Origin of the sequence: Yersinia sp. 1252 StPb PI (assembly GCF_048593885.1) — a bacterium.
GTDB classification, from domain to species: Bacteria; Pseudomonadota; Gammaproteobacteria; order Enterobacterales; family Enterobacteriaceae; genus Yersinia; species Yersinia enterocolitica_E.
On record NZ_JAZGQE010000002.1, the window covers coordinates 1 to 24,574 of the forward strand.

Below are 24,574 nucleotides of genomic sequence, written 5' to 3' on the forward strand. Positions count from 1 at the left end.
CGTTAAAATGAGTTGTACCTACTTTTCCCTAGAGTTCTACACACCTATATCCACAGAAAAAGTGAATAAAATGTCGTGCGTAGCCCTGGGGGTGTTCATAACTTTGCTTATATCTGTGAGTTATCCCCGAGTTATCAGGTTTAGCTGGCTGATAAGCAGTGGTTTACCGCCTGTTGCTAGTGTGAAACAATCAGAGCATCTTTGAGTTTTAAGCTTATCGAGGTAGTCCGGTGATCGATGATGATGGCTACCGCCCGAACGTGGGTATCGTAATTTGTAATCGGCAGGGAGAAGTGTTGTGGGCCAGGCGTTACGGTCAGCACTCTTGGCAGTTCCCACAAGGGGGGATAAACCCCGGTGAAACACCAGAGCAGGCAATGTATCGCGAACTTTTTGAAGAGGTAGGACTTAACAAAAAGGATGTCCGAATTCTGGCTTCAACCCGTAACTGGTTACGTTACAAATTACCAAAGCGTTTGGTGCGTTGGGATACAAAGCCGGTGTGCATCGGCCAAAAACAACGATGGTTTCTACTACAGTTAATGTGTAATGAAGCCGATATCAACATGCAACGTAGCAGTACCCCGGAGTTTGATGGCTGGCGCTGGGTCAGTTATTGGTATCCGGTGCGTCAGGTGGTCTCTTTTAAACGTGATGTTTATCGTCGTGTGATGAAAGAATTTGCTGCAACCGTAATGCCTGTGCAGGAGGTTATTCCACCACGGGTACCGCCCGCTTATCGCCGTAAAAGAGGTTAAGTTAAGCCGATCATGCTCATGCGTTTGCGAGAAATAGTTGAGAAAGTGGCGATGGCAACCAGCCTGACGGATGCGTTAGAGCTGTTGGTCAATGAAACCTGTCTGGCGATGGACACGGAAGTCTGCTCGATATATCTGGCAGATAATGACCGCCGTTGTTACTACCTGATGGCGACACGGGGTTTGAAAAAGCCCCGTGGTCGCACCATTACGCTGGCTTTTGACGAAGGTATCGTCGGGCTGGTGGGGCGCTTGGCCGAACCCATTAACCTGGCCGATGCTCAGAGTCATCCCAGTTTTAAATATGTACCACAAGTTAAAGAGGATCGCTTCCGGGCGTTTCTCGGGGTACCTATTATTTATCGTCGGCAGTTGTTGGGTGTGTTGGTGGTACAGCAGCGCGAGCATCGTCAGTTTGATGAGAGCGAAGAGTCGTTCATGGTTACGCTGGCCACGCAACTGGCGGGGATCCTCTCCCAATCGCAACTGAATGCGATTTTTGGCCAATATCGTCAAACACGAATCCGCGCGCTGGCGGCGGCTCCTGGCGTGGCAGTGGCAGAAGGTTGGCAGGATACTTCACAACCGTCCCTTGATTTGGTTTATGAGGCCTCAACGCTCGATACTGTTCAGGAGCGTGAACGCCTGACTCAAGCATTGGAAGAGGCTGCGGCAGAATTCCGTCGCTTCAGTAAGCGTTTTGCTGCCAGCTCACAAAAAGAGAGCGCGGCAATTTTCGATCTCTATTCGCATCTGTTAAATGATGCCCGCCTGAAGCGTGAGCTTTTTGCGCAAATTGACGCCGGTTCGGTGGCTGAATGGGCCGTTAAACAAGTGGTTGAACAATTTGCCGCCCAATTTGCCAGCCTGCAAGACACCTATATGCGTGAGCGAGCCAGTGACCTGCGGGCATTAGGTCAGCGCTTGTTGTTCCACCTCGATGATAGCACCTCTGGGGCCAGCCAATGGCCTGAGCGTTTTATCCTGGTTGCCGATGAGTTAACCGCCACTCTATTAGCCGAGGTGCCACAAGATCGTCTGGCGGGGGTGGTGGTGCGTGATGGTGCCGCTAACTCGCATGCCGCGATTTTAGTGCGCGCCATGGGCATCCCAACGGTGATGGGCGCTGATATCCAGCCGGCTTTGCTGAACCAGCGGCTATTGATTGTTGATGGTTACCGTGGTGAGGTGCTGGTTGATCCCGAACCGGTACTGGTCAAAGAGTATCAGCGGCTGGTTACTGAAGAGATTGAGCTCAGCAAGCTGGCTGAAGACGATGTCGAACAACCTGCGGCCCTGAAAAGTGGTGAGCGGATTCAGGTGATGCTGAATGCGGGTCTTAGCCCGGAACATGAACAATTGCTGGGTGGGCGGGTTGATGGTGTTGGTCTATACCGCACTGAAATCCCTTTTATGTTGCAAAGCGGCTTCCCGTCGGAAGAGGAACAAGTTGCGCAATATCAAGGCATGTTACAGCTTTATCCCAACAAACCCGTCACGTTACGTACCTTGGATATCGGTGCCGATAAACAGTTGCCCTACATGCCCATCAGCGAAGAAAACCCATGCCTGGGTTGGCGCGGGATCCGTGTAACGCTCGATCAGCCAGAGATCTTCTTGATCCAGGTTCGAGCGATGCTGCGTGCCAATGCCGGAACCGGTAATTTGGGTATTCTATTGCCAATGATCACCAGCCTGGAAGAAGTCGATGAAGCTAAACGCCTGATCGATCGTGCCGGGCGTGAGGTTCAAGAAGTCTTGGGCTATAAATTGCCACAGCCTAAATTGGGGGTAATGATAGAAGTACCCGCGATGATCTTTATGCTGCCCTACCTCAAGTCGCGAGTAGATTTTATCTCAGTTGGCACCAACGATCTGACCCAATATTTGCTGGCAGTAGATCGCAATAATACTCGCGTTGCATCGCTGTATGACAGCCTGCATCCGGCGATGCTACAGGTGCTTAGCCATATTTTGACGCAGGCGACACAAGCGGGTTTGCAGGTGAGCCTTTGTGGTGAAATGGCGGGTGACCCGATGGGCGCGTTGTTGCTGGTCGGGCTGGGTTATCGCAATCTCAGTATGAACGGTCGCAGTGTGGCACGAATTAAATATCTGCTGCGCAATATCGATTTAACGGATGCAGCAGCATTGGCCGAACGGGTATTGAGCGCCCAAATGACCACTGATGTGCGTCATTTAACAGCAGCGTTTATGGAACGCAGGGGCTTAGGCGGCTTGATCCGCGGCGGGAAGTAAGCGTATCCCGTTGGCCCTTGGCGCTATAGCGTTGTTAGTGTCAGTCACTGGCGACTATTCCAAGGCTTTTTGGTTTGTTTGCGAGTGACATTCACTTTCTGGGGTTGCGCTGTTTACAGAACTTTTCTGTTTGGTGCAGCCCAGACCGGCCTAAGCCTATGCTATTATGCGCAACCTGTAGCCCTAACCGGGCAAGAACATTAATTTTCTCAAAATATGAGACATTTCGTGGTGATAGATGAGCAATAGCTATCTGGCGTTTCCTAAATTTGATCCGGTCATTTTTTCCATTGGCCCCGTTTCCCTTCATTGGTACGGTTTAATGTATCTGGTGGGTTTTGTCTTCGCTATGTGGTTGGCGGTTCGTCGGGCAAATAAACCGGGTAGTGGCTGGACCAAAGAAGAAGTCGAAAACCTGCTGTATGCGGGATTCCTCGGGGTATTTGTCGGTGGTCGTGTCGGTTATGTGCTGTTTTATAACCTGCCGATGTTCCTCGATAATCCACTGTACCTGTTTAAGGTATGGGATGGCGGTATGTCATTCCATGGCGGTTTGATTGGTGTCATTTGTGTGATGTTGTGGTTTGCCCGCCGCACTAAACGCAATTTCTTCCAGGTCGCTGACTTTATTGCTCCCCTTATTCCATTTGGTTTAGGCGCGGGCCGGCTCGGTAATTTTATCAACGGCGAGTTATGGGGCCGTGTGACTACCGATACCCCGTGGGCGATGTTATTCCCCACCTCTCGTGGCGAAGATATCGCCATCGTTGCTGCTGACCCGGCGAAATGGCAGGCGATATTCAATCAATACGGTGTACTGCCGCGTCATCCTTCGCAACTGTATGAAATGATTCTTGAAGGGGTGGTGTTATTTATCATCCTGAACCTATTTATCCGTAAGCCGCGTCCTATGGGCAGTGTTTCTGGCCTATTCCTGATTGGTTATGGTGCGTTCCGTATTATTGTGGAGTGTTTCCGCCAGCCAGATGCTCAACTCGGCTTGTTCGATGGCGTGATCAGCATGGGGCAGATACTCTCTGTACCTATGATTCTGGCCGGTATCATTATGATGATTTGGGCGTATCGTCGTCCTGCGCAACAACTTTCGTGAGGTAACATGAAACAGTATCTGGATTTGATGAAAAAAGTGCTGGAAGAAGGCACTCCAAAAGCTGACCGTACCGGTACCGGTACTGTGTCGATTTTCGGGCATCAGATGCGTTTCAATTTACAAGACGGTTTCCCACTGGTAACCACTAAGCGCTGCCATTTGCGCTCCATCATCCATGAGCTGTTATGGTTCCTCAATGGCGATACTAATATTGGCTATTTGAAGGAAAATAATGTCTCAATCTGGGATGAATGGGCTGACGAAAACGGCGACCTTGGCCCGGTTTACGGCAAGCAATGGCGGGCTTGGGGGGCTGCAGATGGTCGTAAGATTGACCAACTCAGCAACGTGGTAAAACAGCTTAAGCAGGATCCCGATTCACGCCGTATCATCGTCTCAGCATGGAATGTGGGTGAACTGGAGCAAATGGCACTGGCGCCGTGCCATGCTTTCTTCCAGTTCTACGTGGCAGATGGCAAGCTTTCTTGTCAACTGTATCAGCGTTCTTGTGATGTATTCCTCGGCTTGCCATTTAACATTGCCAGCTATGCTTTACTGGTGCATATGATGGCGCAGCAATGCGATTTGGACGTGGGTGATTTTGTCTGGACAGGGGGGGATACACACTTGTACAGCAACCATATTGAGCAGACAAATCTGCAATTAAGCCGTGAGCCACGGGCATTGCCGAAACTGATTATCAAACGGAAACCTGACTCTTTGTTTGATTACCGTTTTGAGGATTTTGAAATTGAGGGGTACGATCCTCACCCAGGAATTAAAGCACCGATTGCTATCTAATCTTTAGACCGGAGCCGCAATGGCTCCGGTTTTATACCCGTCACCTTTCAAGTTTCAGGGTGGCTGCTCCTGTTTACTCGGTCCATCCCCATATCCAGCCCTCGCCTCTGCTTGTTGCCTCCCTGCATCTGGAAAGCTATTGGGTATATTTTCGTCAAACCCTTTTCTTTGCTACCAGCATCCTTCCTGCAATAAAAATGCGAGCTGTGCCGCACTCTTTTCTGCATTTATGTCGTCGTAGATAAAATTTTGCGCACCGTTTCCAGCCCTGATAATTCGTCACTCGACCTCAAATTTCAGCCACGTAAACTTACGCCATGGACACCAATATAAGATTAACGAAAACTTACCTGACTCGTAGAAATTATCTTAAAAAACAAAAAGGTATCAGCCTGATTGAATTGCTGCTGGTGATTGTATTAGTGGGTATAACAGCACTTTGGGGGGCGCAAAGTTGGCATCATTACCGGCAGCGGGAACGGCTCGCAGACAGTGCTCGTCAGTTACTCGCCTTCTTAACACACTTACAAGCACAGGCTAATCGTCGCAATGACACAGAATTGCTGTGGATACAGCAGAATGGCCAGGGGTGCCTGGGAAGTGGTGATAAACCTACGGCTCGCTGTTCAGCACTTACCGACGGCGTGTTTATTCCACCTTACCCAGATGTCGCTATTGCGACTTCATTGCAAAAAGAGATGGGCTTCTTTGGTGTGAGGAATACGGCACAGGCAGGAAATATCATGCTCAGTAACCCGGCAGGGTCTATCCGGTTAGTTATTTCCAGTAGAGGGCGCTTAAGACTGTGTAGTGAGGGCCAGCCAATGTCAGGTATTCATATATGCTAATAATGGTCAAAAATATGCCAGCATCGCTCTGTTCTGGGCGGAAACGTATAACAGGTTTTACGCTACCGGAAATGATGTTGGCATTGAGCATTGGTAGTTTGATTATGCTTGGTGCTGCAGAGGTTTTCCCTAAGCTACGCGAACAAATATCAACCTTGCAGCAGCGCTATTATCTGGAGTTGGCACTGAGTCAGGTTATGGTTGTGCTAGAAAAAGATCTGCGGCGTGCAGGATTTTGCCATGGCGAGTGTCAGGGAAAAGCGGTTACAACCCATCATTATCCCGCAGAAGCGACAAATTCGTGTCTGATAGTTGCTTACGATCTCAATCGAAATGGTCGATGGGAAGGGGAGAAACATCAGGAGTCCGAATACTTTGGCTACCGCCTGCGTAAAAAAGCATTAGAGGGCCAACGTGGTGAACTGAATTGCGCTGGCAGTGGGTGGGAAAAGCTGCTTGATCCACAAGAGATAACGATAACCCATTTTTCTATTAGTCGGTTACCTCAGCAAACATCAAATCAGGTTTATCGGGTGCAATTAGCGGGGCAAAAAACAGGTAATCCGGTCATCCATCATCAGCTTACTTATACGATACGCGGGAACAATCTATGAAGCTGAATCATCAACGGGGGACCAGCACATTGGCAGCCGTCGCTACACTTTTCGCTCTTGGTTTATTTCTGCTGTCAGCACTACACCGTCAATTGGATAATATTCAACAGATTACATCTGAAGAACAGCACTATTTACGTGCTTTTAATCAGGCAACATCATCACTGAACTGGGGGATAAGTCAGGATTGGTCATTCAGTTTGCCATGGCGGGCAGGTTCAACATGGTATTGCATTCAGCAGCAATATGGCTTAAAGGCCTGTGTTAAACCAGCATCACTAAGCGGTTTTTTTATTCTCAGAGGGGAGAGTTACCCCCTCGGTTCGCAGCCACCCTTGATGCTTTATCAACGGGTCATGCTGAATATTGGCAAAGGGTATATGGGTCACTATCAACTGGTTAAGGCAGCTCATGGCTGGTTGGATTTCTGTCCTGATAAGGATGCACAGTTTTGCGATTACTAAAATGCTGCAATAGGTGCTTGTTGATGAAACGGAGTGACCAATACCATCCTCGCAACCAACGAGGGTTTAGCCTGCCTGAAGCCTTAATTGCGGCACTGTTTTTCTCTGTCTCGTTACTGGGGTTGTTGCAATACCATCAGGCTCTTTTACAGGGTTTCTCTTCTGTGTGGCAACAGCGTCAGGCATGGTTTCTGCTTCATCAACATATTGATAGTGCAGGGGAGGATAGACCTGATAGGGGATTTATATCGGGAATGAAGCCTAACTGGTTATATCGTCAGTCTATTAGCCGAATTGAAGGGGAATGCACCGAGCTTAATTTCACTCTTGCGGTACGGAAAAACCTGTCAGCAGAGTTAACCCGATGGTTTTGCTCTACGAATGGAAGTGGCTAACGGCATAGTTATCCCCCATAGATGCGACGTTGCTGAGGCGACAAACAAGGGGATCCTGATTGATGAACCGCCGAGGTATACAGATGAGCAACTATATCGGTCTTATAATAGAGATAACCTATTGCGCTCATTCATTATCAAGTTAGAGTATTAAGCCTCAGGATTTACCCACAAGTGATAATAAACTGGTTTAATCACTTATGGCTATTTTCCATAGTGCCTTAAGGGAGTAATCATGTTCACGGTTTATCATTCTAATCAATTAGATTTACTCAAAGCGCTAACGACTGCGCTGATAGAACGAGAGCCGTTGGATAACCCTTTCCAGCAAGAAGTGGTGCTAGTTCAAAGCCCAGGAATGGCACAATGGTTACAAATGCAACTGGCACAACAATTTAGTATTGCAGCTAATATTGAGTTTCCGCTGCCCGCAACCTTTATCTGGGATATGTTTACCCGTGTTTTGCCCGGAATCCCAAAAGAAAGCGCATTTAGCAAAGACGCCATGACATGGAAACTTATGTGGTTGCTGCCAGATTTACTGGAAAGCCCGGTATTTTCTCCCATGAAACGCTATTTAAGTGACGATAATGATAAGCGCAAAATCCATCAACTTGCAGCACGGGTTGCTGACCTTTTCGACCAATATTTAGTATATCGTCCTGAATGGCTTGCCAGTTGGGAACAGGGCCAACTCATTGACAATCTGGACGATGCTCAACTGTGGCAAGCCAAGTTGTGGGTGGAACTGACCAATTATACCCGCCAATTGGAACAGCCCGAATGGCACCGTGCCAATCTCTACCAGCGGTTTATCCGCACCCTGCTTGAAGCGGATGTCTGCCCCGCTGGGTTACCCAAGCGGGTATTTATTTGCGGCATATCGGCATTACCTCCTATCTATTTACAAGCCCTGCAAGCGCTGGGTAAACATATTGATATTCATCTGATGTTTACGAATCCTTGCCGCTATTTTTGGGGCGATATTCAGGATTATGCTTTTTTGGCTAAATTACAAAGCCGCAAACGTAGACATTATCGCGAATCAATTGAAGTCAATCTGTTCCGCCAGCCAGAGCAGGCTGAACAGCTCTTTAATACGAATGGTGAACAAGAACTCAGTAACCCATTATTAGCCTCGTGGGGGCGGCTCGGGCGGGATCATATGTATTTATTATCTCAGGTTGATGATATTCAAGAGGTCCACGCTTTTGTCGATATTGACCCTGATAATCTACTACATGGTATTCAGCACGATATGTTGGAGCTGGAAGACCACGCAATTATTGGCACCACGGCAGAATCCTTAGCGCGTAGCGACCAAAAGCGTCGATTAGATCTCAGTGATCGATCTCTTAGCCTGCATGTTTGCCATAGTCCTCAGCGAGAAGTTGAGGTTTTGCAAGATAACCTATTGAATTTATTCTCAACTAATCCTGAACTTACTCCACGCGATGTCATTGTGATGGTTGCCGATATTGACAGCTATACCCCTTATATTCAGGCCACATTTGGTAATGCGACAGGGAACCGCTATCTGCCGTTTGCGATTTCTGACCGTAAAGCCAGTCAGGCCCATCCGGCGCTACAGGCTTTTATTACCTTACTTGACCTCCCTCAAAGCCGTTTCACCTCTGAGCAAGTGTTGGCGCTGTTGGAGGTCCCTGCTTTAGCCAGTAAGTTTGGTATTACTGAAGATGGCTTGCGCCGCTTACGGCAATGGGTGGGGGAATCGGGTATTCGTTGGGGGCTGGATGATGACAATGTACGGGAACTCTCCTTACCCGCGACGGGTCAGCATACCTGGCACTTTGGTATAACCCGCATGTTGCTGGGTTATGCCATGGATAGCACCGCCGGAGATTGGCAGGGTGTTCTGCCATATGATGAGTCGAGTGGCTTAGCTGCGGAACTCGCTGGGCAATTGGCAGATATGTTGATGCAACTAAGCCAATGGCGGCAGCAATTAAGTGAACCCCGAGCACTCAGCGAATGGTTACCCCTGTGCCGCCAATTATTGGATACCTTCTTTGAACCCGATAATGACACTGAAGCGGTGTTGGTGCTGATTGAACAACAGTGGCAGAAGGTTATCAGCTACGGTATTGCCGCCCAATATCCCGATGTGGTGCCACTTAATCTGTTACGGGATGAACTGGCTTCGCGCTTGGATAATGAGCGCATCAGCCAGCGTTTCCTTGCCGGGCCAATCAACTTCTGTACTCTAATGCCTATGCGCTCGATCCCATTTAAAGTTGTTTGCTTATTGGGGATGAACGATGGCGTTTACCCACGAACGCTGCCGCCGCTGGGATTTGATTTGATGGCAAAGCAGGTTCGCCGTGGTGACCGTAGCCGCCGTGACGATGACCGCTATCTGTTCCTCGAAGCGCTACTTTCGGCTCAGCAACAGCTCTATATCAGCTATATCGGGCGCTCTATCCAGGATAACAGTAAGCGTTATCCATCAGTGCTGGTCAGTGAACTGATTGAATATATCTCACAAAGTTATCATTTACCGGGTGACGAAATGCTCAATGCTGATGAGAGCGCTCAGCGGGTGATTCAGCACTTACTCTGCTGGCATGCGCGGATGCCGTTTGCGGCAGAAAATTTTATTCAGCATAGCGAGTTACAGAGTTACGCTGCTGAATGGCTACCCTCTGCTGAGTCCAAAGGGCGACCGCATCCAGAGTTTAATCAGCCATTATCGCCTGAATCTTTATCTGAAATTACATTGGATGAGTTAATCCGTTTCTATCGCCACCCTGTGAGGGCATTCTTCCAGCTCCGGCTAGGAGTGAATTTTGTTATTGAAGAAACAGAATTACCTGATGAAGAGCCATTTACTTTAGATAACCTCAACCGCTATCAGTTTAATACTCAGTTACTGAATGCGTTGATAGATGAGGGAGACATCAATAGCGTGTTTACCCGAGCTCGAGCGGCCGGTAGCCTGCCTTATGGATCGTTCGGTGAGCTTTATTGGGAAAGCCAGCAAGAGGAAATGGTGCCATTAGCTGAACAGATTCGTAGCGAGCGCCTTGAGCATCATAGCATTGAGCTAAATATCGAATTGGGTGACATCACCCTTACAGGTTGGATTCATCAGGTTCAGGAAGATGGATTAATTCGTTGGCGTCCCGCGGCATTAACGGCGATAGACGGGCTTTTATTATGGATTGAACATCTGGTCTATTGTGCTGGTGGAGGTGAGGGGCAAAGCCGGATGTATGGTCGTAAAGGAACTGCATGGCGCTATGATTCTTTGGTCCGTGATGAGGCTCATCACTATTTACAACAGTTAATCAGTGGGTATCAGCAAGGAATGTGTGAACCACTGTTATTGCTGAGCAAAAGTGGTTGGGCATGGCTGAGCCAGTGCTTTGAACGCGAGTCAGGTCAGATTTTGTGGGATGAAGAAACACAAACTAAAGCCCGCATGAAACTTTTACAAGTTTGGCAGGGTGATCAGCGAGTTGCAGGTGAAGGTGAGGATAGCTATGTGCAAAGGGTGTTCCGCCTGATGGATAATCCACATCTCGACAAGATATTACATGAAACGGAACGTTATTTATTACCGATTGCCCGCCATAATAAGGCGTGAGAACTGCTGATGGCCAAACCAGGCTTTCATACATATCAATACCAGAAAGTTGGCTGCGGCTTTAAGCGGTAATTTTTAAGGGGTTAGGGGAGAAACGGAATGCATAAACAGTTTGCCCGCATCATGGGTATATTTTTCTTATTAGGTTTGCTGGCACCTCTTAGTTGGGCTGCTGCGCCTGCGTGGCAACCTCTGGCAGAAGCCATTCACAAAAGTGAACATGACCTGCGTAAATATCAGGCAATAAAGTTGCCTAATGGTATGACGGTATTGCTAGTTTCTGATGCGCAAGCACCTAAATCCCTGGCAGCACTGGCGTTGCCTGTCGGATCATTGGAAGATCCCAATAACCAGTTGGGCTTAGCTCATTATCTGGAACACATGTTATTGATGGGTTCTACGCGTTTTCCTGAACCAGGCAGTTTTGCCGAGTTTCTGAAAAAGCATGGCGGTAGCCATAATGCGAGTACGGCTTCTTATCGAACCGCCTTTTATTTTGAAATTGAAAATGATGCATTAGCTCCGGCAGTTGAGCGTTTAGCCGATGCTATTGCACAGCCTTTGTTAGACCCTATCAATGCTGATCGTGAACGTAATGCGGTCAATGCTGAATTGACGATGGCCCGCTCGCGCGATGGGATGCGCATGGCGCAAGTTAATGCTGAAACGCTTAATCCAGCACATCCTAGTGCGCGTTTTTCGGGGGGTAATCTTGATACGCTGAAAGACAAGCCTGATGGCAAATTACATGATGAGCTGCTGAGTTTTTATCATCGTTACTATTCTGCCAATTTGATGGTGGGGGTGCTGTATAGCAATCAGTCTCTGGAGCAGTTGGCACAATTAGCGGCTGATACCTTTGGCCGGATTCCGAATCGGGAGGCAAAAGTTCCTCCAATCACGGTACCTGCTGTAACACCGGACCAAACCGGTATTATTATTCATTATGTTCCAGCCCAACCACGTAAACAGTTAAAAATAGACTTTCGCATTGAGAACAATAGCGCAGAATTTCGCAGCAAAACAGATACCTATGTTAGCTATTTGATTGGTAATCGCAGTAAAGATACGTTGTCCGACTGGCTACAAAAACAGGGGCTGGCAGATGCTATTAATGCCGGTGCCGACCCAATGGTAGACCGTAATGGTGGGGTGTTCTCTATTTCGGTATCACTTACGGATAAAGGTCTGGCCAAACGTGACGTCGTGGTGGCCGCTATCTTTGATTACATCAAAATGTTGCAAAAAGACGGCATTAAACAGAGCTATTTCGATGAGATAGCCCATGTTTTAAATCTGGATTTCCGTTATCCCTCAATCACGCGGGATATGGATTACATCGAGTGGCTGGTGGATATGATGTTGCGAGTACCTGTCGCACATGTGCTTGATGCGCCCTATCTGGCGGATCATTATGATCCCAAAGCCATTGCTGCCCGGTTGGCTGAAATGACGCCAGAGAATGCGCGGATCTGGTTTGTCAGCCCTGAAGAGCCTCACAATAAAGTGGCCTATTTTGTTGATGCCCCTTATCAGGTCAATAAAATTAGCCCACAAGAGATGAAAGACTGGCAACAACTTGGGGAGAATATCACTCTGAGCCTACCGGCACTTAACCCCTACATCCCAGATGACTTTACGCTGATCAAAGCAGATAAAAATATCATCCGGCCACAGAATGTTGTGGAACAACCGGGGTTACGGGTGTTTTACATGCCAAGTCAGTATTTTGCTGATGAACCGAAAGCCGATATCGCGCTGGCTTTCCGCAATCCTCATGCGTTGGATACCGCCCGCCATCAGGTACTCTTCGCCCTGACTGATTATCTGGCCGGCCTTTCACTGGATGAACTGAGCTATCAGGCTTCGATCGGCGGAATCAGCTTCTCAACCGCCCCTAACAACGGTTTATATGTCAGTGCTAATGGCTTCACACAGCGGATGCCACAATTGCTAACCACGCTGGTTGAAGGTTATTCCAGCTTCACGCCAACAGAAGATCAATTAGTGCAGGCTAAATCTTGGTATCGCGAGCAGTTGGACGTGGCTGAGAAAGGCAAAGCTTATGAACTGGCGATTCAGCCAGCGAAATTGCTGTCTCATGTTCCTTATTCTGAACGCAGCGAACGGCGCAAATTGCTTGATACTATCAGCGTGCAAGATGTGCTGACTTATCGTGATAGCTTGCTGAAGCAATCTGCGCTGGAAGTATTGGCAGTGGGTAATATGACCACCCAGCAAGTTACCGCTCTGGCTGAATCGTTGAGAAAACAATTGGCTTTGACGGGAACCACTTGGTGGACCGGCGAGGATGTTGTTGTTGATAAGGCTCAACTGGCCAATATGGAGCGGCTTGGCAGCAGTTCTGATGCTGCGCTGGCGGCAGTCTATGTTCCAACCGGCTATACGGAAATTGATGGTATGGCGCGTAGTGCTTTGCTGGGGCAAATTGTTCAACCGTGGTTCTATGATCAATTACGAACCGAAGAGCAGCTCGGCTATGCGGTATTTGCCTTCCCGATGTCGGTTGGCCGCCAGTGGGGCTTGGGGTTCTTGCTGCAAAGTAACAGCAAGCAACCTGATTACCTTTATCAACGCTATCTTGCTTTCTATCCACAGGCAGAAAAGCGCCTGCGTGAAATGAAACCTGCTGATTTTGAACAATATAAACAAGGGTTAATTAACCAATTACTGCAACGACCACAAACTCTGGATGAAGAGGCTAGTCGTTACAGTAATGATTTCAATCGTAATAATTTTGCGTTTGATAGTCGCGAAAAAATGATTGCTCAGGTGAAGCAACTTAATAGCACTGTATTAGCTGATTTCTTCCAGCAAGCGGTTATTAAACCGCAAGGTCTGGCACTGCTTTCTCAAGTTAAAGGTCAGGGGCAAACGGCTGGCGGATATGCGGTGCTTAAAGGATGGACGACCTATCCGACAACATCTGCCTTGCAGGCTACCCTGCCGCAGAAGGTATTAGCTCCATGACATCAATGACTCCCCAGCGGCTGGAGCCGCTGACGCTCCCCTTATACGGTGAGAGGCTGATTGAAGCCTCTGCCGGTACTGGTAAGACTTTTACCATTGGGGTTCTTTATCTGCGATTGCTGCTTGGTTTGGGAGGGGAGGCAGCATTCAGTCGCCCCCTGACAGTAGAGGAAATCCTGGTGGTGACCTTTACTGAGGCGGCAACTGAAGAGTTGAGGGGGCGAATTCGCGACAATATCCATGGGTTGCGTATTGCTTGCGTACGGGGAGTCAGTGATGACCTAATGCATCAGGCTTTATTAACTGAAATTAGTGATCTGGGCGAGGCGGCAGCACAGTTACTTACTGCTGAGCGTCAGATGGATGAAGCCGCAATTTATACCATTCACGGTTTTTGTCAGAGAATGCTGACGAACAATGCTTTTGAATCTGGCATCTTGTTTGAACAAACATTGGTTCAGGATGAACAGCCCTTACGCAGACAGGCCTGTGCCGATTTTTGGCGGCGTCACTGCTATCCGCTTCCATTGGCTGTTGCACGCGCAGTCAGCCAGGAATGGAGCGGGCCGGAGGCATTGCTCAAAGACCTTGCTGCTTATTTACAAGGTGAAACACCAAAATTTCGGCAAGCACCTGGTGATGATGAAACGATACTCAGTCGGCATCAGCAAATAGTTGTGCAAATTGATACTGTCAAAGCGCAATGGCGTGCGGTGGCTCATGAGTTGGAAGCTTTAATTAGTGCATCTGGCGTTGATAAGCGCAGCTACAGCAGCCGATACTTACCTAACTGGCTAGAAAAGGTCGCTATATGGGCAGAGCAGGAAACCGGTGATTATCAGTTACCTAAAGAGCTGGAAAAGTTTCGCCAATCGATATTATCTGAGAAAACCAAAAAAGGTGCGATCCCCCAACACTCGGTGTTCAGTGCGATAGACCGCATCTTCGAACAACCTTTGACACTAAGAGATTTGATTTTAGCCCGTGCAATTAGCGAGATACGAACTTCCGTCCAGCAGGAGAAACAGCAGCGGGCAGAATTGGGTTTTGATGACTTGCTCAGTAAATTGGATGTGGCATTACAGCAGCCAGGTGGTGAGTTGTTAGCTCAATCTATTCGTACCCGTTATCCAGTTGCAATGATTGATGAGTTTCAGGATACCGATCCTCAGCAATACCGTATTTTCCACACGCTTTATGGTAACCAAGGTGAGTGTGGTTTATTACTGATTGGCGACCCTAAACAGGCTATTTATGCTTTCCGTGGCGCAGATATCTTTACCTATATTCGTGCTCGTTCAGAAGTAAGTGCCCACTACACGTTAGAGACCAATTGGCGTTCCTCTTTCCCGATGGTTCAATCAGTAAACAGGCTTTTTAGTTCGGTTGAGGTTCCTTTTCTGTTTGAACAAATCCCCTTTATCAAGGTGGCGGCGGCTGAAAAAAATAGCTGTCTATCTTTTGAAATTAAAGGGAAAAAACAACCAGCCATCTCTTTTTGGCTGCAACCGGGTGAAGGAGTTGGGGTTAGTGAATACCAGCAATTGATGGCCAGGCAGTGTGCCAGTCAAATCCGTGACTGGCTGGTGGATGGGCAGAATGGGCTGGCGCAATTAGTGACAACGACAGGCTCAAGGCCGGTTCAGGCATCTGATATTACTATTTTGGTTCGTAGCCGGGCAGAGGCTGCGCTGGTTCGAGATGCACTGAGTGCCTTAGCTATTCCATCGGTTTACTTATCCAATCGCGACAGTGTTTTTGATACTGCAGAAGCCAAAGATCTATTGTGGTTATTGCAAGCTGCATTGGCCCCTGAGCAGGAAAGAGCCTTACGCAGTGCGATGGCTACCGGGATGCTAGGGTTGGATGCACAGATGCTGGATGCATTGAATCACGATGAACGGGCTTGGGATTCTCTGGTCGATGAATTCGATGGCTATCGCCAACATTGGCAGCGCCGTGGTGTGCTTCCTATGCTGCGGGAAATAATGGCACAGCGCCATTTAGCTGAAAACTTGTTGGCGACCCCTGGTGGGGTGCGTCGGCTGACAGACTTACTGCATTTGGGAGAGTTATTACAAGAGGCCGCATCACAGCTTGATAGTGAGCACGCACTAATCCGTTGGCTGGCACAACAAATAGCACAACCAAATCATCAGTCAGATAATCAACAATTGCGTTTGGAAAGTGATCGCCATTTGGTACAGGTGATTACAATTCATAAATCAAAAGGGTTGGAGTATCCGTTGGTTTGGCTCCCTTTTGTCGGCAATTTCCGTCAGCAGCAGGACGTGCTATATCACGATCGTCATAGCTTTGAGGCTCTGCTTGATCTGAATGCTGATGAAGAGAGCCAGGCTTTGGCGGAAGAAGAGCGGTTGGCAGAAGACTTACGGTTACTCTACGTTGCGCTGACCCGCGCGGTTTATCATTGTAGTATCGGTATTGCGCCGCTAATTAAAGGCGGGCGGAAAAAACAGGGCGAAAGCGACATGCACCTTAGCGCTTTAGGCTATTTGGTTCAACATGGACAAGCTGGCGACGCGCAATATCTGGCGGATAAGTTGGCGGAGCTAACCACATTTTCGGGCGGTGATATTTCGGTCTCACTGGCGGAACGTCCTGACGCTACAGCTTGGCAGCCACGGCCTGAAGTTTTGCCAGAACTCGCCGCGCGCCAGTTTAACCGACAAATGCACGACTTTTGGCGGGTTACCAGTTATTCCGGCCTACAGCAGCATGGTGCCAAATCGCAGGTTCTGAATCTCCCTTTACAGGAGCTATTGCCACGGCTAGATAGTGATGCCGTCGGTGAGCAGGCACTCATCACCGCAGCCGATTTAACGCCCCATACCTTCCCGCGGGGGGCGGCACCGGGGACTTTCCTGCATGATTTACTTGAGCCATTAGATTTTAGCCAACCTATTGAGCCAGACTGGCTGGCGCAGCAACTACAGCAACAGGGCTTTGGTGAACAATGGTCGCCAATGTTGTATCAATGGCTAAGTGACATTATGCACGTCCCCCTTAACGATGCGGGCGTAACTCTGGCGGGATTGACGCCGGAGAGTAAGCAGGCGGAATTACAGTTTTATTTGCCTATCGATACTTTGTTACGCGCTAATCAATTAGATGCCTTAATCAAGCATTATGACCCGCTCTCACGTCAGTGTCCGGTGTTAGATTTTCAGCAAGTCAGAGGGATGCTTAAGGGCTTTATTGACTTGGTTTTCTGCTGGCAGGGTAAGTATTACTTATTAGATTACAAATCTAACTGGCTGGGGGAAGACAGTAGTGCTTATACCGCACAATTGATGGCCCAAGCGATGGCTGAGCATCGTTATGATCTGCAATATCAGCTTTATACCTTGGCTTTACACCGCTATTTACGTCATCGCTTGGGCGATTATGACTATCAACGGGACTTCGGGGGTGTCATTTATCTCTTCTTGCGTGGTGTCGATAAACAACATCCGGGTAACGGTATCTTTAGTTGTCGCCCTGAACAGGAGCTGATTGAAGGAATGGATTGTTTATTCAGTGGCAATGAGGTCGTTCTACTTTCAGGTCATGAAAGTGGTACAGCTCAGGCAGATGAGGATTCATCAAGATGATGGTTCTACTGGACCAAGCGGTTCGTGACCACTTACTACGCCCTCTGGATGTTCAATTTTCTCGCATGATTGCAGGGGATGATGACCCTATGCTGCAATTGGCGGCGGCTATTCTCAGCGCCGAGGCGGGAGCCGGGCATGTGTGCCTGCCATTAAGTTATCTGCAACCAGAACAACTGTTTGGTGGGCGGCAGGCTGGGTTATCTCAAGCATTATGGCTGGCTGCTGGTGCTCCAGAGCTGTCGCGTTGGATACAAGGATTAAATAATTCTCCAGCGGTCAGTGATGGCTCATTGCCAACGCCGTTGGTGTTGCAAAATGAACGTTTGTATCTCCAACGGATGTGGCAGTACGAAGGTGATGTGGTGCGGTTTATTGCCAGTGACAATACCGCTTTATTCGTTAATGAGGCCAGGGGGATTAACGAAAGCCTATTAACAGAGACACTGGACCGCCTATTTGGTCGGTCAGACACGGAGATTGACTGGCAAAAGGTGGCCGCCGCAGTAGCCGCTACTCGCCGTATCTCGGTGATTTCTGGTGGGCCGGGAACGGGGAAAACCACCACAGTAGCCAAGCTATTAACTGCGCTGATACAGCTTAGCCAAGGGCAGCGTTTACGTATCCAGCTTGCTGCCCCAACGGGTAAAGCCGCTGCGCGGCTGACTGAGTCATTGGGGAATGCCATCCGCCAACTCACACTTACAGATGCCGAGCGCAAGTTATTCCCAGATCAAGCATCCACTCTGCACCGTTTATTAGGTGCTCAACCAAACAGTCAACGTTTGCGTTATCACCGAGGTAATCCACTAAATCTTGATGTGCTGGTGGTAGATGAAGCGTCTATGGTGGATTTACCCATGATGGCGCGGCTAATTGCCGCTTTGCCCGCTAAAGCTCAAGTCATTTTCCTCGGGGACCGAGATCAGTTAGCTTCGGTTGAGGCCGGGGCGGTATTGGGGGATATTTGTCGCTTTGCTGAGTTGGGTTATAGCAAGGCTCGTGCAGAACAGTTAGCACGGCTGACAGGATGCACATTGGCCGGAAATATACCGATTGGAGCAGTCTCTACGGATACGGTCAATGTGCGTGATAGCTTGTGTTTATTGCGTAAGAGCTATCGGTTTGATGAGAAATCGGGTATCGGGCAGCTCGCTTTAGCGGTTAATGCAGGCAAGTATCGGGATGCATTATCAGTATTAAAGGGGGCCTATTCAGATATTGAACATTTTTCTCTGACGGATTCAGATGACTACCAACGGTTGCTGGAGGATTGCGTTGCGGGCTATCAGCATTACCTCCAATTGGCAGCTACAGGTGCGCATGCTGTGGATGTGCTGGCGGCATTTGGTCGTTATCAATTGTTGTGTGCATTGCGAAGTGGGCCATTTGGCGTCAGTGGCTTGAATGAGCGTATTGAGCAGTTGTTGCATCGCAAGAGGTTAATTGAGCGTGCACCTGGTCCATCTGGGCGTTGGTATGCCGGTCGGCCGGTGATGATCGGGCTTAATGACAGTGCGTTAGGTCTTTTTAATGGCGATATTGGTATCGCGTTATATGACGATGAAGGAGAGCTACGGGTGCATTTCCAGTTGCCGGATGGCAACATAAAATCGGTGCAACCCAGCCGTCTTCCCAGCCATGAAACGGCTTATGCCATGACAGTTCATAAGTCGCAAGGATCGGAGTTTGAACATACCGCCCTGGTATTACCGAATACTTTTATGCCGGTATTAACGCGCGAATTGGTTTATACCGCGATCACTCGCGCCCGCCAGCGTTTAACTCTGTATTGTAGCGATACGATATTGGGCAATGCGATATGCACACCGACTCTTCGTCTGAGTGGGTTAGTGGATCGTTTGAATGCATTGACGTGAGTTATACGTTTGCTGCTTGAAGCCACAAGGAACACGTTACGCGGACCATTCCTTGGTCTGGCAAGGGGGGCCGCTGCTTGCGGCCTCCCTGTAACGCTAATTATGTTGGGAATAAATTAAATAAAACCCTGATAAAGCATTTGGTCGCAATATTTATAATCAATACGGCTACAAATCAACCAACAGAATCTTTGAGCGCCGCTGATAGTTATACAGTTCCTGCTTCTGAATCGGTAAAACCTCTACTTCGGCAGGTGTAAAACCGCGTTCTTGGAACCAGTGAATACTGCGGGTGGTGAGTACAAACAGCTTTTTAAGCCCCATCTGCCGCGCTTGATTAGCAACGCGTTTTAATAGCATTTCTCCCCGAGAAGAGCTGCGATAGTCAGGATGTACTGCCACGCAGGCCATCTCACCTATTTGTTCTTCAGGGAACGGATAGAGCGCTGCACAGGCAATCGTCAAATTATCCCGTTCAATAATCGTGAATTTGTCGATTTCCATTTCAAGCTGCTCCCGCGAACGACGCACCAGAATGCCTTGTTGTTCCAGCGGGCGAATCAATTCAAGTATGCCACCAATATCATTGATGGTAGCGCGGCGCACTTGTTCAGCACTCTCCATAACAATCTGTGTACCGATACCATCGCGGGAGAATAGCTCTTGGACTAGCGCTCCATCCTCCTGATAACTCAGTAAATGGCTCCGGCGTACACCGCTACGGCAAGCTTTCACTGCACCACGTAGGAAGCGTACCGTGCCGGAGTTGTAATCACCCTCTTGTTCCAGATCTTCAATCCGTTTTTGAGCATCATTCGGGAACAGCTCTGAAATAATGTCACCTTCACTGTCAGTCACCCCTTGGGATGAACAGAAACCGATCATCTTTTCTGCTTTCAGTTTGATAGCCAACTGGGTGGCAACTTCTTCTGATGTGAGATTAAAGCTCTCGCCGGTCACCGATACAGCAACCGGGCCTAGTAACACGATTGCGCCATTATCTAATTGACGGTGAATTGCCTCTTCATCGATACGACGAATACGCCCGCTATGACAATAATCGACACCATCATCCACACCCAGCGGCTGAGCAATAATGAAGTTGCCACTGACTACATTAATATGCGCGCCTTGTAGCGGGGTATTATTGAGACTCATTGATAGTCTTGCAGTGATATCCAACTGCAATAGGCCGGCTGCTTGTTTCACCATTTCCAGAGTTCGGGCATCTGTTACCCTGGTATGCTTGTGATAAATAGGTTCGTAATGATGCTGTGCCAAATTGCTGTCGATCTGTGGGCGTGCACCGTATACCACGACCAACCTGATCCCAAGGCTATGCAACAAACCGATATCATTGACGATATTCGCGAAGTTTTCATGCTCAATCGCCTCGCCACCCAACATGACAACGAATGTCTTGCCACGGTGCGCGTTGATATAGGGAACTGAGTGGCGAAATCCCTGGACCAGTTCAGTACTACGTTCCTTCACGGCAGACCCTCTTTGAATTTTTATTCGGTATTTTTGTATTTTTATTCTTTTTTGACCAAGATGGCAAGCACCAAATTACTATCAAATGCATATGTATGGCGTATCTGTATTAATAAATTGAATAACATAAAAATGTTTTTCTAATGACAGCGTGGGATTGATTCGTTAAAGTTTTTGCACATAAATTTTTTTGTGCGCTTTTTATTCATATTTTGGTAGTTACTTTGGAGTTACATGGCAGATTCAAATCATAATCCTGGGCGTCGTCGTCTGTTGCAAGGTGCTGCGAGCGCCTGGATGCTGAGTGTTAGTCGAGTTGGATTTGCTGCTTCCTCACATATTATTGCAGTCCGGGTTTGGCCCTCTTCAACCTATACCCGAGTCACGCTGGAATCCAATACTCCGCTGAAGTATCGTCAGTTCGCTCTTACCAATCCTGATCGTATTGTGGTTGATATTGAAGGGGTACATTTAAATAGCGTCCTGAAACAGATAGCTAATCAGGTTCAGTCCGGTGACCCTTATCTGAAGCAAGCCCGAGTAGGGCAGTTTGATAAAAATACCGTCCGTTTGGTTTTGGAGTTGAAGCAAAGCATCAGCCCCCAGCTATTTACTCTAAAACCTTTTGCTGAATTTCGAAATCGTTTAGTGGTGGATTTATATCCCGCTCAGGGCAACAGCTCTGCTGAGGACGATCCATTGTTGGCATTATTGGAAGATTATAATAAAGGCGACGTGGAGCGTAGCTTACCCGCAGAGACACCAAAAGCAGGCAAAGCAGGGCGCGATAGACCGATAGTTATCATGTTGGATCCTGGTCACGGCGGGGAAGATCCTGGTGCTATTGGTAGAAATAAAACCCGTGAAAAAGACATTGTGCTACAAATTGCCCGTCGGTTACGGGCGTTAATTCAAAAAGAAGCCAATATGCGGGTGTTTATGACACGTAATGAAGATGTTTTTATCCCGTTGAAAGTGCGGGTAGCGAAGGCGCGCAAACTGCGGGCAGATTTATTCATTTCAATTCATGCGGATGCATTTACCAGTCAGGCGGCCAGAGGTTCCTCCGTTTTTGCGCTATCAACCAAGGGCGCAACCAGTACCGCCGCGCGTTTCCTGGCCCAGACACAGAATGAGGCCGACCAGATTGGGGGGGTTAGCAAAAGTGGTGATCGCTATCTGGACCATACCATGATTGATTTACTGCAAACGGCGACTATTAATGACAGCCTGAAGTTTGGTAAAGAAGTGCTGAATCGCATGGGGAAAATTAATACGCTGCATAAGAACCGTGTCGATCAGGCGGGGTTTGCTGTATTGAAAGCACCTGATATTCCTTCAATTTTGGTTGAAACAGCATTTATCAGTAATCTGGAAGAAGAGCGCAAACTACGTACCAGCCGTTTTCAGCAACAAGTCGCAGAATCTATTTTTGCTGGCATCAAAGCCTATTTTGCTAATGGTGGGGCGATGGCCCGACTTTAACGCGTAGGGCATTGTTATTGATTGAGAGATATACCCTAAATAATTCGAGTTGCAGGAAGGTGGCAACTGAGATAATCCCGATGAGTTGACGTTAGTCAATGATTCGGGTGAACGAAAGCAGCCAACACACATGCGGCTTGAAGTATGACGGGTATAAAGCCAGAAACAAAAAAACACCCTTAAGGGTGTCTGATGTTGATATGAAAATGATTAAGAATTGGTTGCGGGGGCCGGATTTGAACCGACGACCTTCGGGTTATGAGCCCGACGAGCTACCAGGCTGCTCCACCCCGCGTCCGTCTTAATACTATTTTCTATCTTACTACTACTTTTATTACTTAATGGTGTAATTGGTTGCGGGGGCCGGATTTGAACCGACGACCTTCGGGTTATGAGCCCGACGAGCTACCAGGCTGCTCCACCCCGCGTCCGTCTTAATACTATTTTCTATCTTACTACTACTTTTATTACTTAATGGTGTAATTGGTTGCGGGGGCCGGATTTGAACCGACGACCTTCGGGTTATGAGCCCGACGAGCTACCAGGCTGCTCCACCCCGCGTCCGTCACTACACTTTTATTTGCTTCTCACTACTATTCTACCTAATTCGTCTTAACTTTCAAGACTATCGAACGACATTTGATACTGCTGGTAGCCAGTATCGGTTGGTTGCGGGGGCCGGATTTGAACCGACGACCTTCGGGTTATGAGCCCGACGAGCTACCAGGCTGCTCCACCCCGCGTCCGATTGAGCGCACTATACTCTGGATGAGATCTGTTGCAAGTAGTTTTGCCACTTAATTAGGGTAAAGAGGTTTTTTCGATTAATTTATCAACTATCTGTTTCCTTTTTCCCCATAACGGGGTCAGGAGGATTTTTTTCCACCTGCTGATTCCTTTATCTATAGGTGTTTGTTATCGTTCGCCAGTAGATAAAATGAGTAAAAGAAGGCGTGAAATGACAAGTCGTTGGGGCAAATACCTACTAAGTGGAATAATGATTGCTGTTCTGGCGGGGTGCCAATCGCGGCCAACCGATCGTGGGCAGCAATATAAGGATGGGCGTCTGGAGCAATCACTGGAACTGGTGAATGAACCAAATGCAACAGGTAAGCCAGTTAACGCAAAAGATTATTCTGATCAGGTGAAAGTGATTAACCAATCTTCACCGGGTCTCTATAACCGCAATAGTAATACATTCAATGCGGTCGAAAACTGGATGTTGGCAGGGGCCGATACCAGCAAGCTAAGTTTATTTGGTTTGAATGCCTATCAGATGGAGGGGGTCGATAATTTCGGTAACGTACAGTTTACTGGCTACTACACTCCGGTGCTTCAGGCCCGTTATACGCCACAAGGTGAATTCCGCCACCCACTTTATCGGATGCCTGCTAAAGGAAAGCGTCGTTTACCCGATCGCGCTGCTATCTATGCAGGTGCATTGGATAACCGTAGTTTAGTTATCGCATACACCAATTCGCTGGTAGATAACTTTATGATGGAAGTGCAGGGCAGCGGCTATGTTGATTATGGCGATGGGCGACCACTGACCTTCTTCGGTTATGCAGGTAAAAATGGCCATGCTTACCGCAGTATTGGCAAAGTGCTGATTGATCGTGGCGAAGTCGCTAAAGCAGATATGTCGATGCAAGCCATCCGCCACTGGGCTGAAACCCATAGTGAAGCTGAGGTCAGAGAGCTTTTAGAGCAGAATCCGTCCTTTGTGTTCTTTAAACCAGAAATGTACGCGCCGGTGAAAGGGGCCAGTGCGGTTCCATTGATTGCCAAAGCGTCAGTTGCATCTGATCGTTCCTTGATTCCGCCAGGCACCACATTACTAGCTGAAGTGCCTTTGCTGGATAATCAGGGGAAATTCACGGGCCAATATCAGATGCGCCTGATGGTGGCATTGGATGTTGGTGGTGCGATTAAAGGCCAGCACTTTGATATCTATCAGGGGATTGGCCATGAAGCTGGGCAGGCCGCTGGGTTCTACAATCATTATGGTCGGGTTTGGGTACTGAAAAATGCCCAAAGCAGCGGACCGCTATTTACCGCTTATCAAGGTGGCAAAACAGTCGCGCCAGCGGGTAATGGTTTATCATTACTGGTGAATAATCAGGGTCAGTAAGCTTCCTTATTACCTGCAATTGCCGGTATACGGTCGGTTTCACTCTTTATCAGGCGGCCAATTGGCCGCTTTTGTCTTCATATCATCGATATTATTAACGTCATTTCGAAGCAATTAAGGTA

At 48.2% G+C, this 24,574-nt stretch carries 15 protein-coding genes and 4 tRNA genes; 14 read left to right on the forward strand and 5 right to left on the reverse strand.

The genetic code is table 11. From position 1 onward, the window contains the following. The first annotated feature begins 230 nt into the window (after nucleotides 1-230). From rppH to recD, 12 genes are all read left to right on the forward strand, one after another. Complete coding sequence (rppH, locus tag V2A85_RS00440) at nucleotides 231-758, forward strand: RNA pyrophosphohydrolase (protein WP_083162862.1); 528 nt, start codon at nucleotides 231-233, stop codon at nucleotides 756-758. 12 nt (nucleotides 759-770) lie between these two features. After that, nucleotides 771-3,017 carry a phosphoenolpyruvate--protein phosphotransferase gene (gene ptsP, locus V2A85_RS00445; protein ID WP_372559790.1) on the forward strand — a complete coding sequence of 749 codons (2,247 nt, stop codon included), beginning with the start codon at nucleotides 771-773 and terminating at the stop codon, nucleotides 3,015-3,017. 238 nt (nucleotides 3,018-3,255) lie between these two features. Next, a complete protein-coding gene (gene lgt / locus V2A85_RS00450) occupies nucleotides 3,256-4,128 on the forward strand; it encodes a prolipoprotein diacylglyceryl transferase (RefSeq protein WP_083162866.1) in 873 nt (290 codons plus the stop codon). 6 nt (nucleotides 4,129-4,134) lie between these two features. Next, on the forward strand, nucleotides 4,135-4,929 hold the full coding sequence (thyA, locus tag V2A85_RS00455) for a thymidylate synthase (protein WP_420070718.1): 795 nt from the start codon (nucleotides 4,135-4,137) through the stop codon (nucleotides 4,927-4,929). 317 nt (nucleotides 4,930-5,246) lie between these two features. Beyond that, entirely contained in the window at nucleotides 5,247-5,777 is a 531-nt protein-coding gene (locus tag V2A85_RS00460; protein WP_372559789.1) for a prepilin peptidase-dependent protein, read from the forward strand. Continuing rightward, entirely contained in the window at nucleotides 5,771-6,391 is a 621-nt protein-coding gene (locus V2A85_RS00465) for a prepilin peptidase-dependent protein (RefSeq protein WP_420070719.1), read from the forward strand. The genes V2A85_RS00460 and V2A85_RS00465 overlap by 7 nt, the downstream gene beginning before the upstream one ends. Next, entirely contained in the window at nucleotides 6,388-6,855 is a 468-nt protein-coding gene (locus tag V2A85_RS00470; RefSeq protein WP_372559787.1) for a YgdB family protein, read from the forward strand. The genes V2A85_RS00465 and V2A85_RS00470 overlap by 4 nt, the downstream gene beginning before the upstream one ends. Before the next feature lie 23 nt (nucleotides 6,856-6,878). After that, complete coding sequence (locus V2A85_RS00475) at nucleotides 6,879-7,250, forward strand: prepilin-type N-terminal cleavage/methylation domain-containing protein (protein ID WP_372559786.1); 372 nt, start codon at nucleotides 6,879-6,881, stop codon at nucleotides 7,248-7,250. Nucleotides 7,251-7,485: 235 nt separating this feature from the next. Continuing rightward, nucleotides 7,486-10,857: an exodeoxyribonuclease V subunit gamma gene (gene recC / locus V2A85_RS00480; protein ID WP_372559785.1), complete on the forward strand. Its 3,372-nt coding sequence runs from the start codon at nucleotides 7,486-7,488 to the stop codon at nucleotides 10,855-10,857. A 99-nt stretch (nucleotides 10,858-10,956) separates the two neighbouring features. Further along, complete coding sequence (ptrA, locus tag V2A85_RS00485) at nucleotides 10,957-13,848, forward strand: pitrilysin (RefSeq protein ID WP_372559784.1); 2,892 nt, start codon at nucleotides 10,957-10,959, stop codon at nucleotides 13,846-13,848. Further along, nucleotides 13,845-17,462, forward strand: a complete 3,618-nt coding sequence (gene recB / locus V2A85_RS00490; protein WP_420070734.1) for an exodeoxyribonuclease V subunit beta — start codon at nucleotides 13,845-13,847, stop codon at nucleotides 17,460-17,462. The genes ptrA and recB overlap by 4 nt, the downstream gene beginning before the upstream one ends. Further along, nucleotides 17,459-19,342, forward strand: a complete 1,884-nt coding sequence (gene recD / locus V2A85_RS00495; RefSeq protein ID WP_420070720.1) for an exodeoxyribonuclease V subunit alpha — start codon at nucleotides 17,459-17,461, stop codon at nucleotides 19,340-19,342. The genes recB and recD overlap by 4 nt, the downstream gene beginning before the upstream one ends. 168 nt (nucleotides 19,343-19,510) lie before the next feature. On the opposite strand, the gene argA is transcribed toward recD, so the two are convergent. Then, a complete protein-coding gene (gene argA / locus V2A85_RS00500; protein ID WP_372559782.1) occupies nucleotides 19,511-20,836 on the reverse strand; it encodes an amino-acid N-acetyltransferase in 1,326 nt (441 codons plus the stop codon). Nucleotides 20,837-21,070: 234 nt separating this feature from the next. Between argA and amiC the strand changes: the two genes are divergently transcribed. After that, nucleotides 21,071-22,321, forward strand: a complete 1,251-nt coding sequence (gene amiC, locus V2A85_RS00505) for an N-acetylmuramoyl-L-alanine amidase AmiC (protein ID WP_420070721.1) — start codon at nucleotides 21,071-21,073, stop codon at nucleotides 22,319-22,321. A 218-nt stretch (nucleotides 22,322-22,539) separates the two neighbouring features. Here amiC and V2A85_RS00510 read toward each other — a convergent pair. The 4 genes from V2A85_RS00510 to V2A85_RS00525 all read right to left on the reverse strand — a co-directional run bounded on the left by V2A85_RS00510 (nucleotide 22,540) and on the right by V2A85_RS00525 (nucleotide 23,064). Then, a tRNA-Met gene (locus tag V2A85_RS00510) sits at nucleotides 22,540-22,616 on the reverse strand. A gap of 56 nt (nucleotides 22,617-22,672) precedes the next feature. Continuing rightward, nucleotides 22,673-22,749 (reverse strand) — tRNA-Met (locus tag V2A85_RS00515). Nucleotides 22,750-22,805: 56 nt separating this feature from the next. Continuing rightward, a tRNA-Met gene (locus V2A85_RS00520) sits at nucleotides 22,806-22,882 on the reverse strand. Between the two features lie 105 nt (nucleotides 22,883-22,987). Then, nucleotides 22,988-23,064: transfer RNA gene (locus V2A85_RS00525), tRNA-Met, on the reverse strand. Between the two features lie 215 nt (nucleotides 23,065-23,279). On the opposite strand from V2A85_RS00525, the gene mltA reads away from it, so the two are divergent. Then, complete coding sequence (mltA, locus tag V2A85_RS00530; protein WP_420070722.1) at nucleotides 23,280-24,452, forward strand: murein transglycosylase A; 1,173 nt, start codon at nucleotides 23,280-23,282, stop codon at nucleotides 24,450-24,452. Nucleotides 24,453-24,574: the final 122 nt, after the last annotated feature.

Bases quoted from the DNA above. Each gene is read 5' to 3' on its own strand.
- ptsP (WP_372559790.1), top strand. From the start codon at position 771: ATGCTCATGCGTTTGCGAGAAATAGTTGAGAAAGTGGCGATGGCAACC.
- lgt (WP_083162866.1), top strand. From the start codon at position 3,256: ATGAGCAATAGCTATCTGGCGTTTCCTAAATTTGATCCGGTCATTTTT.
- thyA (WP_420070718.1), top strand. From the start codon at position 4,135: ATGAAACAGTATCTGGATTTGATGAAAAAAGTGCTGGAAGAAGGCACT.
- V2A85_RS00460 (WP_372559789.1), top strand. From the start codon at position 5,247: ATGGACACCAATATAAGATTAACGAAAACTTACCTGACTCGTAGAAAT.
- V2A85_RS00465 (WP_420070719.1), top strand. From the start codon at position 5,771: ATGCTAATAATGGTCAAAAATATGCCAGCATCGCTCTGTTCTGGGCGG.
- V2A85_RS00470 (WP_372559787.1), top strand. From the start codon at position 6,388: ATGAAGCTGAATCATCAACGGGGGACCAGCACATTGGCAGCCGTCGCT.
- V2A85_RS00475 (WP_372559786.1), top strand. From the start codon at position 6,879: ATGAAACGGAGTGACCAATACCATCCTCGCAACCAACGAGGGTTTAGC.
- recC (WP_372559785.1), top strand. From the start codon at position 7,486: ATGTTCACGGTTTATCATTCTAATCAATTAGATTTACTCAAAGCGCTA.
- ptrA (WP_372559784.1), top strand. From the start codon at position 10,957: ATGCATAAACAGTTTGCCCGCATCATGGGTATATTTTTCTTATTAGGT.
- recB (WP_420070734.1), top strand. From the start codon at position 13,845: ATGACATCAATGACTCCCCAGCGGCTGGAGCCGCTGACGCTCCCCTTA.
- recD (WP_420070720.1), top strand. From the start codon at position 17,459: ATGATGGTTCTACTGGACCAAGCGGTTCGTGACCACTTACTACGCCCT.
- amiC (WP_420070721.1), top strand. From the start codon at position 21,071: ATGGCAGATTCAAATCATAATCCTGGGCGTCGTCGTCTGTTGCAAGGT.
- mltA (WP_420070722.1), top strand. From the start codon at position 23,280: ATGACAAGTCGTTGGGGCAAATACCTACTAAGTGGAATAATGATTGCT.